We start from the raw sequence: 15736 nt of genomic DNA, 5'->3' as shown, positions 1-15736 counted from the left end.
ATACGCTCTAATATGGCTGCGTTTTAAAGGCATTTTTTTTCCGATAAAATACTTTAAAGTCTCGGCTGCCAAACGCATTCAATACTCCTTAAACTCATAAACCTTTGAACTAATCTTTCAAGTCCCCCAGCGGGGGATTTAGGGGCTACTCCCTCACAAACCTCCCATACCACTCCATCCCCTCCACCTGCAACTTTACAAAATAAAAACCACCTGCAAGGCTCTGAACACGTAATGTTTTTGTAAAATCTTTTGCAGTGCTTTTGCCTTCTATGTGCATTACCTCATTGGCTAACGGTGTGTATATACTAAGTGTATAATTACCAAGCGGCACATTTTTAATTTTTATGTTTACTTCATTTGTTGCCGGGTTTGGAAAGTATTGCATTACACCCTCTCCTTTGGAGAGGGCCGGGGAGAGGACAGAAAGCGTATCACAAGGGCTGCCAACCAAAGGCTCTAAATCGTAGTTGATGTAGTTGGGGAAGGAAGCACCAATATAAAGCGGATGCTTAATGGAATGTTGCGTTAAATTACATGCAATACCTGACAAATCAGGCTTATTTATTACATGTTGATATTTTGTTCCCGATGCATTAATATAAATTTTATCATCCCCAGCTAAAAACATGGTGCCAAATTTTGTCGAGTCAACATCAAAATATCCGTCATATATCGCAACCGTATCACGCGTAATATTGAAGTCAACATCGGCTGTGTCGTATTGGTAGATTTCCGTATAATTGCCACGGTAAATTTTATTACCTTTTGGCGAAAAGCAAAAAATAGCACCCAAAAATTGCCATGAGGTATCTACTTGATTTGTATATGTAAACTGACCTGAACATCTATCGAAATCGAATAGTGTCAAATTGTTGTTCCAGGCAGTAGTTGCATATTTTGTACCTTGTCTATTGAATAATGAATTTGAAATACCACCACGATAAAGAGGTATATTTACATTTTGAAAATAAGGCCCATAAAACCCGGATGGGGTATATAGAAAAGTAATAAACGTGCTTGTATCAAAATCTTGAAGCACTATCCAATAATCCCTTCCATTGGCATGTTTTACAGCTTGTATGCCATCTCTGCACATTTCGTTATTGTACAATACATTATTGCGAGATACTAAGCCACCTAATCCATTATTCATAGTTTTATTTAACACTGTGTACCAGGCATTGTAACTTGTCCAAATCAACCAATTAATTGGAAACATAGTAAATTGCCAATCTTTATGAAACAATAATATTTCATTAGTATTGGATAAAGATGGTAAGAAAAATGCACCGTTTAAAAGTGGCTGACCATAAGGCCAGTTGTTGGTTATACTTGTATAATCTAAAGTATCAGTACCCGAGATCATTTCAAAATTTTTGTTTCCAATTCTATATCCATTTGAATAAAAAATTAATTGCCCTGTACTATCTGCAATAAGTGCAGAGACCGTTCCGAAAAGCAAATCGGCTGAGTCAATGTATTGAAAAACAGGGTTGCCAGTTTTAAAATTGCTCAGAACAAAATTAAACGTATCATTATATAATACATATCGACCATCAATGGCTAAATTATTCAAATACTGTTGGGCTTTTGATTCTCCAAACCAACACAATAATAGAAATAAAATAATTCTTTTCATTTTTAATTTACAAAGTTAAAGGGAAACCGTATTACCAGTTTCCCTTTATTTTGTTATTTTAGAATTACAAGTTTACCTGTTAATTCGACTTTATCGTTAATTAGTTTATAACGATATATACCATTTGCATACGTATTTGTTTGCAAAAGGTAATGGTGCTCTTCGTTTAATTTTATCTCTTGTATTTGCTTACCAAAACTATCAAATATCAAGAGCATGCTAAATTGGATATTTCCAAAATCAAAATTTACAACTTCATTACTTGGCACTGGATATACTTTTACTTGGCTGTTTTCGCTTTGTGCTTCTGTGTTATTGTTATTTGCTAATTTCATACTTACGCCCTGGCTCAAGCATACAGCTTGGTCATTGTAAATTATGTTCTCATCAAATAGTTCTACAATTGGCCTTGCCAAATACACAGCTGAGCCACCTATTAGTGGGCATTGCGTGGCCAATACACCCCCAACCCCCGCTGGGGGCTTGTCTTTGCTATGCTGGATTTTTGGTATCATATTGCTTTCGTTTTATTTGTCTTATTGTTTTTTCAATTTCATTGAGTGCATCAGTAATTCGATTAATGATTGTTTCATTTTTAAATCGGAGTTCGTTAATGCCCTTATCTTGTAAGCACTTGGTTCGTTCTTTATCATAAGTTGCTTGCATTTCATTCTGATGTATTTTCCCATCCAATTCGATACTCAATTTTATTTCATGACAATAAAAATCTAAAATAAAAATTGTCTAATGGATGTTGCCTTCTAAATTTCAAACCTTGCATTTGCTTGCCGGATAAATATGTCCATAAAATTGATTCTGCCTGTGTAGGCTCTTTGCGCATCTGTTGTGCAAATTCAAATTGAATTGGCTTTGCGCCTTTATACAAACTTTCAAAATTCAATTTATCCATGAGATACCATTTTTTTTGCAACTAAATAAGATAAACACACAATATGCCATCCGAGCTTTGGTAAGCCCCCAGCGGGGGTTGGGGGTGTTCAAGTCCCCCAGCGGGGGATTTAGGGGCTACTCCCTCACAAACCTCCCATACCACTCCATCCCCTCCACCTGCAACTTTACAAAATAAAAACCACCTGCAAGGCTCTGAACACGTAATGTTTTTGTAAAATCTTTTGCAGTGTTTTTGCTTTCTATGTGCATTACCTCATTGGCTAACGGTGAGTATATACTAAGTACATAATTACCAAGCGGCACATTGTTTATTTTTATGTTTACTTCATTTGTTGCCGGGTTTGGAAAGCATTGCATTACTCCCTCTCCTTTGGAGAGGGTTGGGGTGAGGAACGAAAGTGTATCACAAGGACTCCCCACAAGCGGCCCTAAGTCGTAGTTGATGTAGTTGGGGAAGGCTAAATCTAAAATCAGATTGTGATTTATTACATGTTGAACAACATTGCATGCTGTTCCGGCAGCATCCGGATTATTTATGACATGCTGATATTTTGTTCCAGAGGCATTGATATAAATTTTATCATCGGCTGCCAAATACATACCAGTAAATTTTGTTGAGTCCCCATCATAATATCCATCGTATATAGCAACCGTATCGCGCGAAATATTGAAATCTACATCGGCTGTATCGTATTGATAAATTTCTGTGTAATTGCCTCGGTAAATTTTATTCCCTTTTGCAGAAAAACAGAAAAAGAAGCCACCGTAAGAAATGCCTGTATCCACTTGGTTAGTAAAAGTAAATTGCCCACTACATCTGTCAAAATCAAATAACATCAAATTATTGTTCCACGAACAAGTTGCATATTTTGCACCTTGATAATTGAATATAGAATTATGCGACCCACATCTATATAATGGTATATTCATACTTTGAAAATACGGCCCATAAAAACCAGAAGGAGTATATAAAAATGTAATGAAAGTGCTTGTATCAAAGTCTTGTAGCACTATCCAATAGTCCCTGCCATTGGCATGTTTTACGGCTTGTATGCCATCTCTGCACATTTCGGTATTGTACAATACATTGTTTCGCGATACCAGCCCACCCAATCCATTATTTGCAGTTTTATCAAGTATAGTAAACCATGCATTATAGCTTGTAAAAATAAGGCAATTTAAAAAAGATATGAATTGCCAGTCTTTATGAAAAAGCAAAATTTCATTTGGATTCGACAAAGAAGGTAGAAAGAAGGCACCATTTAAGGTTGGTTGGCCAGAAGGCCAATTATTTGTTATGCTAGTGTAATCTAATGTATCAGTGCCGGGTATCATTTTAAAATTTTTGTTTCCAATTCTAAAGCCATTTGAATAAAAAATTAATTCGCCTGCACTATCAGCAATTAAGGCAGAAACGGTTCCCATTTGCAAATCAGAAGAATCGATATATTGATGAATAGGAGTGCTGGTTTGATAATCACTCAGTACAAAATTAAAGGTATCATTATATAAGAAGTAATTACCGTTAAAAGCAAGATTATTCATATATTTTTGCGAAAAACACAATTGGCTATACACTAAAACAATTATAAAAATAAAATTTTTAATAGTAAATCCGTTTTGCCCTCGCGCACCCCTGCCCCTAAAGGGTGCCAGCGCTCATTATCATTCTTTAGAAGATTTTTATTTGTTTGCATTTTTTCTTGCTTTAGTTTTATCTTCTCTACTATTGTTTGCAAAACAATTTCAATATTATTTTCAACATCTTCATTTGTAAAACGAATTACTTCTATGCCTATATTTTGTAATTCCTCTGTTCTTGCTTTATCTTTCTCAATTTGAAATTGATGATAATCCCCATCAATTTCAATAACAAGTTTCAAAGCATGACAATAGAAATCGGCAATAAAAATATCAATAGGATGCTGAGGTTTGAATCTTACACCAAGTTTATTTTCTTTAAGATTTTCCCACAATGTTTTTTCACTCACGGTCATACTGTTACGAAGCATTTGCGCTTTGATAAACAAATCCGGTGATGCATTATAAAACATTTTTCTTTCCATAATTCAGTTGTTAACCAGTGCGGTGGCGCCCTTTAGGGCCACGGGTGTGCGGTTGCTCCATTGCATTTATTGCGGCTGCGCCCTTTAGGGCCACGGGTGTGCGGCTGGCAAATTGCATTTATTGCGGCTGCGCCCTTTAGGGCCACGGGTGCGCTTTGCCGAATGGATGCTAAATTTGTTAACCATTCCCAATGCTCAACTTGCAAAACCTCACAACCTTGAACATTTAAAATGCCGACACTTTGGTCGGCATCACGACCGTGGTGTCGTGACCTTTGAACTACTCCCTCACAAACCTCCCATACCACTCCGTTCCCTCCACCTGCAACTTTACAAAATAAATACCACCTGCAAGGTTCTGCACATGTAATGTTTTTGTAAAATCTTTTGCAATGTTTTTATCTTCTATGTGCATTACCTCATTGGCTAACGGTGTGTATATACTAAGCACATAATTACCAAGCGGCACATTGTTTATTTTTATGTTTACTTCATTTGTTGCCGGGTTTGGAAAGCATTGCATTAAGCCCCCTTGTAGGGGGTTGGGGGTATTGGTGAGGACAGATAAAGTATCACACGGGCTCCCCACCAAAGGCCCTAAATCGTAGTTGATGTAGTTGGGGAAGGCTTTTCCCATTGGTACAGGATGTTTAAAGCTATGTTGTGTCACGTTACATGCAGTTCCTGTCATATCGGGTTTGTTAATCGCATGTATATAACCTTCAACGGAGCTAATATAAATTTTATCATCTGCCGCCAAGTACATAGTACCAAATTTAGTAGAGTCGCCATCAAAATAACCATCGTAAATGGCAACCGTATCGCGCGAAATATTAAAGTCAACATCGGCTGTATCGTATTGGTAAATTTTATCGCTGTTATCCATTCGATATATTTTGTTGCCTTTTGCCGAAAAGCAAAAGGCGAAACCAAGAAACATGAATGAAGTATCAACTCTATTTGTATATGTAAATTGACCAGTACATCGGTCAAAATCAAATAGCATTAGGTTATAATTCCATGACATAGTTAAATACTTATTGCCCTCTCTATTAAAAATTGCAGATGCTTGTCCTGCTCTATAGAGAGGTATATTCATATTTTGACAGTAAGGTCCATAAATACCTGTTGGTGTATATAAAAAAGTAATAAACGTGCTTGTATCATAATCTTGTAGCACAATCCAATAATCTCTACCATTGGCATGTTTTACAGCTTGAATTCCATCTCTGCACATTTCGTTATTATATAAAATATTATTGCGCGATACCAAACCACCCAAACCATTATTCATGGTTTTATCAAGCACAGTGTACCATGCATTATAACTCGTAAAAATAAGCCAATTTAAAAAAGAGTTAACTTGCCAATCTTTATGAAACAATAAAATTTCATTTGGATTTGACAATGATGGCAAGAAAAAAGCACCGTTTAAAAGTGGCTGACCATACGGCCAGTTGTTGGTTATACTTGTATAATCTAAAGTATCGGTACCGGGTATCATTTCAAAATTTTTGTTGCCAATTCTAAAGCCGTTTGTATAGAAAATTAATTCACCTAAGCTATCTGCAATAAGAGCCGAAACTGTTCCCATCAGCAAGTCGGAAGAATCCACATATTGATTAATAGGAGTACCAGTTTTATAATCAATAAGCACAAAATTGGAGTCGTTTCCCCAATATGCATACCCGTGGATTGCTAAATTATTTAAATACTTCTGCGAAAAACAAGCATGACTACAAAAAATATCAATAAAATAAAATAATTTTTCATTGTATGGTCGAATATAAATAGAGAAGTTGCCTTAACAACTTCTCTTTATTTTTATTTACTTTAATATTACAATTTTTCCGGATATTTCATGTGGCACACCAATTAACTTATAACGATAAATGCCATTTGCAATATCTGTGGTTGATAATTTGTATTCAATTTTGCTTTGCATTAATTCCAAACGTATTTCTTTATCAAAACTATCATAAATAATTAGTTTGAAATATGTGCCGTTCCCAAAGTCAAAATTGATTTCATCTTTTGCAGGGTTAGGATAAACTTTCACAGTTGTAACTACATTTTCAACTTTTGCTTGATTTTTCACTTTCATAATTACCCCTTGACTTATGCAAACTGCCTCATCGTTGTACATGATATTGTCATCAAACAACTCAACAATTGGTCTTGCCAAATACACAGCTGAGCCACCTATCAGGGGGCATTGCGTGGCCAATACACCCCCAACCCCCGCTGGGGGCTTGTCTTTGCTATGCTGGATTTTTGGTATCATATTGCTTTCGTTTTATTTGTCTTATTGTTTTTTCAATTTCATTGAGTGCATCAGTAATTCGATTAATGATTGTTTCATTTTTAAATCGGAGTTCGTTAATGCCCTTATCTTGTAAGCACTTGGTTCGTTCTTTATCATAAGTTGCTTGCATTTCATTCTGATGTATTTTCCCATCCAATTCGATACTCAATTTTATTTCATGACAATAAAAATCTAAAATAAAATTGTCTAATGGATGTTGCCTTCTAAATTTCAAACCTTGCATTTGCTTGCCGGATAAATATGTCCATAAAATTGATTCTGCCTGTGTAGGCTCTTTGCGCATCTGTTGTGCAAATTCAAATTGAATTGGCTTTGCGCCTTTATACAAACTTTCAAAATTCAATTTATCCATGAGATAACATTTTTTTTGCAACTAAATAAGATAAACACACAATATGCCATCCGAGCTTTGGTAAGCCCCCAGCGGGGGTTGGGGGTGTTCAAGTCCCCCAGCGGGGGATTTAGGGGCTACTCCCTCACAAACCTCCCATACCACACCATCCCCTCCACCTGCAACTTTACAAAATAAAAACCACTTGCAAGGTCATGCACACGTAATGTTTTTGTAAAATCTTTTGCAATGTTTTTATCTTCTATGTGCATTACCTCATTCGCTAACGGTGAGTATATACTAAGTGTATAATTACCAAGCGGCACATTGTTTATTTTTATGTTTACTTCATTTGTGGCAGGGTTTGGAAAGCATTGCATTAAGCCTCTCGCCTGAGGCGAGACCGGGGTGAGGACAGAAAGCGTATCACAAGGACTCCCCACAAGCGGCCCTAAATCGTAGTTGATGTAGTTCGGTGCGCTAGTCAAATACAGTGGCAGTTTTATCGCATGCTGAACAATGTTACAAGAAAGACCATTTAAGTCAGGCTTATTTATCACATGTATATAACCATTTACAGAACCATTGTATATTTTATCATCTTGTGCTAAATACATCCCACCAAATTTCGTGGAATCCATATCGTAATAACCATCGTATATAGCAACAGTATCGCGCGAAATATTGAAGTCAACATCGGCAGTATCGTATTGATAAATTTTGTCGCTATTATCCATACGATATATTTTGTTGCCACCAGCCGAAAAACAAAAGGCAAAGCCCAAATATTGCCATGTTGTATCAACTTGATTGTTGTAAGAAAACTGCCCAGTACATCTATCAAAATCAAATAACATTAAATTATTATTCCAGGCAGTTGTAGCATATTTTGTGCCTTGCCTATTGAATAATGCATTGGGTTGGCCTCCGCGATAAAGTGGAATATTCATATTTTGATAATAAGGCCCATAAAAGCCTATGGGAGTATATAAAAAAGTAATGAAATTACTTGTATCAAAATCTTGAAGCACTATCCAATAGTCCCTGCCATTTGCATGTTTAACCGCTTGTATGCCATCTCTGCATATTTCGGCATTGTAAAATAAATTGTTTCTTGACACCAAACCGCCCAATCCATTGTTCATTGTTTTATCTAACACGGTAAACCAAGTATTGTAACTAGTTCCAAAAACCCAGTTTGAAAATGAATAATTGCCCTGAAAATCATTATGAAATAATAATATTTCATTTGTATCTGATAATGAATTTAAGAAAAAGCCACTATTTATTCCATGTTGACCATAAGGGCAACTAATGCTAATGCTAGTATAATCTAAAGTGTCAGTTCCAGTTATCATGTCAAAATCTTTATTTCCAATACTACACCCATTCGTATAAAAAATTAATTGACCTGTACTATCAGCTATAAAAGCTGCAAAGCGACTCATTAGCAAATCTGATGAATCAATGTATTGATAAACAGGTGTGCCTGTTTTATAATCAGTTAATACAAAATTAGAATCATTATTCCAATATTGATTTCCATCAAAAGTAAGATTATTCAAATACTTTTGGGCCACTATTGCTGAAGAAGAAAAACTTAAAAATAAAAATAAAATAATTTTTTTCATTGCTATATATAAAAATATAAGGGAAACTGTGCTATCAGTTTCCCTTTTTAATATTTATTTTAAAATCACAATTTTACCCAAGTATTCATCATTATCGTTTATCAATTTATAACGATATATTCCGTTTGCATACAAGTTTGTATTTAAAATGTATTGCTGCTTTGCATTTAATTTTATCTCTTGTATTTGCTTACCAAAACTATCAAATATCAAGAGCATGCTAAATTGGATATTTCCAAAATCAAAATTTACAACTTCATTACTTGGTACTGGATATACTTTAACTTGGCTGTTTTCGCTTTGTGCTTCTGTGTTATTGTTATTCGCTAATTTCATATTTACACCTTGGCTCAAGCAAACCGCTTGGTCGTTGTAAACAATACTCTCATTATACAACTCTGCAATAGGGCGCGCCAAATACACTGCAGGGCCACCAATTAGTGGACACATGTTTGCAATGCTCGCGACTTCAATAATTTGTGTTGTGCTTAATTGAAAATGGTTTTTTGCAATGTGAGATAAATAAATATCATTTAACATACTTGCATTGTAGTCGAAAATTTCTTGGGCCATCATATTATTATTTAAAATTTTTGCTTCATCATACTTTTGGTTTTCTACAATTTGCTGCCCAATAATTATTGTTTCAATTTGCGTTTTTAAACTGTCAAGGGCTTTACTTAGATTCTTATTTTGCACCACCAAAATTAATTGAAGTAAGCTATCAGTTGTAGAATTAATTATACTATCATTTGTTCTCAGCTGCAACAACAATGCAATTTGTGCATTAGCAAGCGGATTAATTAAAATCTCATTGCTGTAAATTAATTCACCTACTTCACTTGTTTTATTTTTTACAGCGTTTGCAGTTCCTATGTCACTATTTTGTGCATCTAAAAAGTATTGTGCTACATCGCCATTTGCATTTTGTAAAGTAGGATTACTAAGTAATTTTTCAAAAAGTCTTTTCTTAGTATCATCACTCACTTGTGGATTAAATTCGGTAACAACCGTATCTCCATGTATTGCTCGCAATTCATCTTCATTAATAATGTTGCTATCATTTCCAATACGAAATGGAGATGCACAGTAAAAAGTTGAACAACTAAATGGTGTATTGCTGGGTGGTTGAAACCAAGCAAATAAACCAACACCCCCATTATTACTCGGAGTATAAGGCAATCCTGTTGGCGTAAATATTAGATTAAATATGCCAGGCGCCCCATCCAGCCAAGCCCCAAACTTAGGATACACATGTGTAAGATGCCACAAATTTCCTTTATCATGTTGCTGGCCAAAAATAGAAGATGCCAGCCTCAACCCCGCCCAATGCCTGTCAATTTGGTTGCCTTTAAAATCAGTATTTTGGCAGGCACCTGTAAAGTTAAAACCTACATCGGTATTGTCGCTGTGGTTGCAGCTTATTTTGTGGGGCCGCACCCGGGTCGCCTTGGTAGGTGTTGCCTTGCACCGTGTTACAATCAATAATGCAGCGAGGGCTGTTTTCAACTAATACACCATAGTCAAGCACGCCACTTGAGTGGTAAAATGTTGGGAACAACATATGTACCTCATTCTCATGCACCCATGCCCCTTGTATATTTTGCAACCAAATTCCTCTGCGGGCATCGTTCATGTATACTGTATTATCGTCTAATTCAATAGATGTGCCTAATACGTTACTAAAATTACGAATAAATATACCCGTGCGCATGGCATTATTATTTAGCAAATTATTCATCGTAATGTTATTGTTGTATGCTTTAAGGCTTTGATAGCATTCCAGCGCATTAATACCAATTACACTTATATCCATATTATTGTCATAAATGTTACATTGAGCATGAAAATAGTTAGACGCTGCCACACCAAACCTATTAAAACCGGTGCCTGTCATATGCAAGCCATACACATCTGCTTGCAATTCGTTTACATATACGGCCCTGTTGCAATTATAAAAGTCCATGCTATTTTGATTATTATCTCCATATATAAAGGCGCTGCTTCCTAAGCCGGTTGCAAAAACTCCTGTTGCATTATGATTAAATGGCGTACCTGTTGTAAGTACATCATAAGCAGCATCGCGTCTAATATCCTGAAAGCGGTTGTGCACGCTGGTTATATTACTATTGTATGATAGTATCCCGTTACTCATTAAGTTAAAATTATTAAAACCTGTGGTAGGGCTGCCTATGCTGCCAACAGCGATGTAGGCAACCTCATTCACCAATACGCCTGCAAATGGCTTAGCCCCCAATGCCGGGCTTTGCCCAAGATAAGGTGCTATCAATGGAGTTGCCCCTGCTTCAAAAGTATTACTTGTTACTGTGGCATTCACAGTTATCATGCTATTGTTTGGTGCTGCATACAAGGATACAAAGTTATTTTGAAATTCGTTGTTTTTTAGTGTAATATTACAAAAGTCCAACATTTGAACTGCATATTGTGCATCTTGAACGGTGCTGTTTACAACTACAACTTGCGAGCCGTGTTGTCCAATTATTCCATACCACATTTTTTCGCAACCGGCAAGCATTGTGCAATTATTAATATTCAGGTATCCTTGGTTGGTAACTACAATGCGTGCTGCCGGAGCCATTTTAATTAATGGGCAGGATGTAAAACTAAAACTATTGTCAACGGTAAACGTACCATTAATATAAACAGGGCCAAGTTGAGTGACATTGCCAAAAGCTAATGAGGATGAATTGACATCGGTTATGATTAATTCAGTTCCAATTTCCGCAGGTAGTGGTTCGCAGCAATCTTGTATGTAATAATAAGAGGTATAATCGCAACCGTATGCACTTAATGTAACTGTAACCGTGCCTCCGATGCCATTGGTACATACCACTGTAGCTGTGCCACCATTTGCTGTTAAGGTTGGCCCACCACTTATTGACCATGTATATACATAGTTGGGGTCATTTACATAATTGTCTATAGTGAGGTCAATGATTTGTAAGCCGCCAGCAGATTCATCACAGCCTGTATAACTTGACCCAGAAATAATTGGATTGGCTTCCGATAAGTCATAAATTACGGTTGAAATTGTTTTAGTACAACCATTAATATCTGTAACGGTACATGTATATGTTCCTGCTGATAAGGATGTTATTGGATTGGTGGTTTGTCCGTTGCTCCAAAGGAATGTGTATGTACCTAAATTATCCATGTTTAATTGTATAATGCCTCCACTTCCTGAGCAATCAGCGATAGACGAAGGCACAATTGAAAAATTTGGAAAACTTCCTACTACAACCGATTGCCCCATTTTACAACCATTAAAATCTGTTACAAGAACAGAATAAACTCCTGCCGGTAGCCCTGTTATTGTAGAAGTTGTTGCTCCATTACTCCATAAATATTGTAACTGGCCAGTTCCTGTTGCATTTGCAGTTAAACTACCAGTAGCTTGACCTGAGCAAGACTTTGTGCTAGTAACATTTAAACTAATTGGAGGAAAGTTAGCAACAATAACCGAAGACGTAAAAGTACTATTGCACCCATATGTTACTGTAACTGTATAAGTACCTGGAACATATACTACAGTAGAGGATGTAGTATTACCATTAGACCATAAATAGGAGCAAAATCCAGATGGTGCATTTAAATTAACTGGCAGGCTGGTGCATATTTTTTCCCAATCCACATTATTTATAAAAAACGGAACCGAGCCAATTGCATCATTCATATTAAAGCCATCAATTTGATCTGAGGAGGCTACATTATCAGTTAGAATCAGTCCTAAAGGATGAGTATTCACTGCTTGCGATATATTAGTGCCAAAGTTAGGATTGTAGATGGGAGTAGTATTAATATCAGTTATTCTGGCAAGGGTGTTATCAAATCTTAGGTAGATGTTTCCATCACGTGCAAGTTCAAGAGTACTCCATTGATTGTCTATGGTATTGTTAGGAATGATGTTTTCTGTAACTGAATTTAATCCGCTTGCCAAATCCAAATAATATAAAGAGGGCTGGTTACCATTAAAAGTATTTGCAGTTAAAAATAACCTGCTACCATCATTATTAAATTCAAGTCCCATTGGCACAATTAGCGGCCCACCAGGAAGTGCGTTTGAATTAGCCATTTCATAACCTACATGAAAATTAGTTGGTGTTGAATAAGGAGGCGCAGCCCCGAAATTGAAATCAGCGATTAATATGCGCACATCATTAATATTATCGGGGCCATTTTGACCTTTTGGCCAAACAACCGCATATCGGATATTTCCATTTGGAAGATCTACACATTCTGACTCTGGGCTATAATTAAACCACTCGGCCAAAAAATTGAAATTGTTACAATGCAACTCGCCAATATGTGTAAAGCCGTTTGTATTTAATTCGTAAAAAGAAATTTGTTGCTCGTTATGTAAAATCACGATATAATGTGTATAGGGAGCATACCTGATATTACTAATTGCAACACCGGTGGCGTATGCAGATGGCACAACGGGAGCATTGCCTACTTTGTCAAAGTTACTAAAATCAAATGGTCCGGACCAGTAGTTGTTGCATGGTTCAAAATAGTAATACCATCCACCACCAATTATGTAAAACCTATCACAGTATCCCGGAATTGGCACTATCCCAATCTCCGACATGTTTAGAAATCTCTGCTCAACATGTCCACCTTGACCAATTACAGCATTAAAATTAAAAAACAAATTGCCGTTTTCATCAAATACGCCTTCTTCGTTCACAAAAAACCATAGCGTGCCGTCAGCTTTATGCATGCAATTATAAAACCTGTCAACAGTTGATGATGGGTTTCCATTATCATAAAGGGAATTAATTAAGGTAGCGGAGTTTGGGGTAAAATTTATTGAATTACCATTTGGAAGCGACCAATGCTGTAGTTGTTGTGCAAAAATATTTGTATTGAAAAATAAAAATAAACATGCTAACTTTATTAATTTTTCAAACTGTGCTGTGCTGTGCTGTGCTGTGCTGTGCTGTGCTGTGCTGTGCTGTGCTGTGCTGTGCTGTGCTGTGCTGTGCTGTGCTGCGCTGTGCTGTGCTGCTTTAAGTTGTCCGGTGGTATTCCACACACCTAACACTGATTTTAAATTTTGTGTGCTCATAGTTTTTGTATTTAATAATAAGACTTAATAACTCGCATAATTAAAAATATCTTGAACAGTGGGTAAATCAAAAATAAAAGCAACACTTGGCAGCGTTGAGAAGCATGATAATAAAATCAAACGAGTTTACTTCTCGATGCAGAAAGATTTTTTCAAAAAGAAGTACAGATTTTTTCAAAGAGCGTAATGCAAATATATATTATTTTTAATGCAACCAAATTTTTATTGCTAAATATTTTCCATCATCAAAAAAATTTCAATTGGTAATGCAAAAGATTTATAAAGGTACATTTTCCCTTACCCATTAGTTTCTTAGTTAATTTAACTCCCTTTCATCAATCATATTTTCATTAACTTTCCTTTTTCCAATAAAATATTGCAGTGGTAATAAATGGATATGACCAATGCTGCTAAAAGGCAAATGCGACTTCTGTCAGGACTAATTGGAATCAATTTTTAACCTAACGGCACTATTGTTTTTGTCCTGTGTTGTAGTAAAAAAGACTGGCACAAATTCAAAAACCACAAACTATATCTCCAATACAACCGGTATTTTTTATACTGAATTAATTTACGCTTCTTTGCAATTAAATAAATCAAACAGGATGAAAACCGCACTCATCACCGGAGTTACAGGGCAAGATGGCGCATACCTTGCCGAGTTTTTGCTGCAAAAAGGATACATGGTTCATGGTATTAAACGCAGGAGCTCCTTATTCAATACAGAGCGTATAGACCACCTATATCAAGACTTTCATAAGAAAGATGTGCACTTTAAATTGCACTATGGTGACCTTACCGATAGCACCAATATTATACGCATTGTGCAAGAGGTACAACCCGATGAGATTTACAACCTTGGCGCAATGTCGCATGTAAAAGTGAGTTTTGAAACACCTGAGTACACGGCCAATGCCGATGGCATTGGCGCCCTGCGCGTACTTGAAGCTGTACGCATGCTTAACCTAACCGATAAGACCAAAGTATATCAGGCCTCCACTTCGGAGTTGTATGGCTTGGTTCAAGAAATTCCACAAAAAGAAACTACTCCTTTTTACCCTCGTTCACCTTATGCTGTGGCTAAGTTGTATGCTTACTGGATTATGAAAAATTATCGCGAAGCATATAACATGTTTACTGTAAATGGTATCCTGTTTAACCACGAGTCGCCTTTACGTGGCGAAACATTTGTTACGCGCAAAATAACTCGTGCCGTGGCACGCATAGCCCTTGGGCTTGAGCAAAAAGTGTATATGGGTAACATTGATGCCAAACGCGACTGGGGACATGCACGCGACTATGTAGAAGCCATGTGGATGATGCTACAACAAGATACTCCCGATGACTATGTAGTGGCAACAGGCACTACAACCAGTGTGCGCGATTTTATACGCATGGCCTTTGGTGAGGTTGGAATAGAAATACGTTTTGAAGGTAAAGATGAAAACGAAAAAGCATATGTAGTTAAATGTAACAAAGCCGAATATCAATTGCCCCAAGGGCAATTAGTTATGGAAATAGATAAACGCTACTATCGCCCAACCGAAGTGGACCTATTGATTGGTGACCCCACTAAAACAAAACAAAAACTAGGTTGGGAACCACGATATACGCTAGCAGAATTGGTAGGTGAAATGGTGGCTTCAGATGTTTCATTATTCAGCCGCGATAAGTATTTGAAAGAAGGTGGACATAATGTAATTAATTATCACGAGACGTGATAACCGATGAATCAACCC

The 15736-nt window shown here is 36.5% G+C and carries 10 protein-coding genes and 2 pseudogenes; 1 reads left to right on the top strand and 11 read right to left on the bottom strand.

The window, feature by feature from the left end; genetic code table 11:
* Positions 1-145 precede the first annotated feature (145 nt).
* The 11 genes and pseudogenes from IPO27_17685 to IPO27_17635 all read right to left on the bottom strand — a co-directional run bounded on the left by IPO27_17685 (position 146) and on the right by IPO27_17635 (position 13964).
* Positions 146-1642, bottom strand: coding sequence for a T9SS type A sorting domain-containing protein (locus IPO27_17685; protein ID MBK8848262.1), 1497 nt, complete (start codon positions 1640-1642; stop codon positions 146-148).
* 53 nt (positions 1643-1695) lie between these two features.
* A complete protein-coding gene (locus IPO27_17680; protein MBK8848261.1) occupies positions 1696-2157 on the bottom strand; it encodes a T9SS type A sorting domain-containing protein in 462 nt (153 codons plus the stop codon).
* A pseudogene (locus tag IPO27_17675) lies at positions 2135-2552 on the bottom strand (endonuclease domain-containing protein). The gene IPO27_17680 and the pseudogene IPO27_17675 overlap by 23 nt, the downstream one beginning before the upstream one ends.
* A 116-nt stretch (positions 2553-2668) precedes the next feature.
* Positions 2669-4099, bottom strand: a complete 1431-nt coding sequence (locus IPO27_17670) for a T9SS type A sorting domain-containing protein (GenBank protein ID MBK8848260.1) — start codon at positions 4097-4099, stop codon at positions 2669-2671.
* Positions 4100-4140: 41 nt separating this feature from the next.
* Positions 4141-4620, bottom strand: a complete 480-nt coding sequence (locus tag IPO27_17665; protein MBK8848259.1) for an endonuclease domain-containing protein — start codon at positions 4618-4620, stop codon at positions 4141-4143.
* Positions 4621-4900: 280 nt separating this feature from the next.
* Positions 4901-6277 (bottom strand): T9SS type A sorting domain-containing protein, encoded by a 1377-nt coding sequence (locus IPO27_17660; GenBank protein MBK8848258.1) that lies wholly within the window; start codon positions 6275-6277, stop codon positions 4901-4903.
* 171 nt (positions 6278-6448) lie between these two features.
* Complete coding sequence (locus IPO27_17655; GenBank protein MBK8848257.1) at positions 6449-6904, bottom strand: hypothetical protein; 456 nt, start codon at positions 6902-6904, stop codon at positions 6449-6451.
* Positions 6882-7298: an endonuclease domain-containing protein gene (locus IPO27_17650; GenBank protein ID MBK8848256.1), complete on the bottom strand. Its 417-nt coding sequence runs from the start codon at positions 7296-7298 to the stop codon at positions 6882-6884. Before IPO27_17650 ends, IPO27_17655 begins: the two co-directional genes overlap by 23 nt.
* Before the next feature lie 116 nt (positions 7299-7414).
* Positions 7415-8908 carry a T9SS type A sorting domain-containing protein gene (locus tag IPO27_17645; GenBank protein MBK8848255.1) on the bottom strand — a complete coding sequence of 498 codons (1494 nt, stop codon included), beginning with the start codon at positions 8906-8908 and terminating at the stop codon, positions 7415-7417.
* A 54-nt stretch (positions 8909-8962) separates the two neighbouring features.
* Positions 8963-9895, bottom strand: coding sequence for a T9SS type A sorting domain-containing protein (locus tag IPO27_17640; GenBank protein ID MBK8848254.1), 933 nt, complete (start codon positions 9893-9895; stop codon positions 8963-8965).
* A 3943-nt stretch (positions 9896-13838) separates the two neighbouring features.
* Positions 13839-13964 (bottom strand): annotated as a pseudogene (locus tag IPO27_17635) (adenine methyltransferase).
* A 638-nt stretch (positions 13965-14602) separates the two neighbouring features.
* On the opposite strand from IPO27_17635, the gene gmd reads away from it, so the two are divergent.
* Entirely contained in the window at positions 14603-15718 is a 1116-nt protein-coding gene (gene gmd, locus IPO27_17630; protein MBK8848253.1) for a GDP-mannose 4,6-dehydratase, read from the top strand.
* Positions 15719-15736 lie beyond the last annotated feature (18 nt).

It is taken from the genome of Bacteroidota bacterium (assembly GCA_016714535.1).
Taxonomy (GTDB): domain Bacteria; phylum Bacteroidota; class Bacteroidia; order AKYH767-A; family OLB10; genus JADKFV01.
The sequence above is the reverse complement of the archived record's forward strand: the minus strand, read 5'-3'. Positions and strand labels throughout refer to the sequence as shown.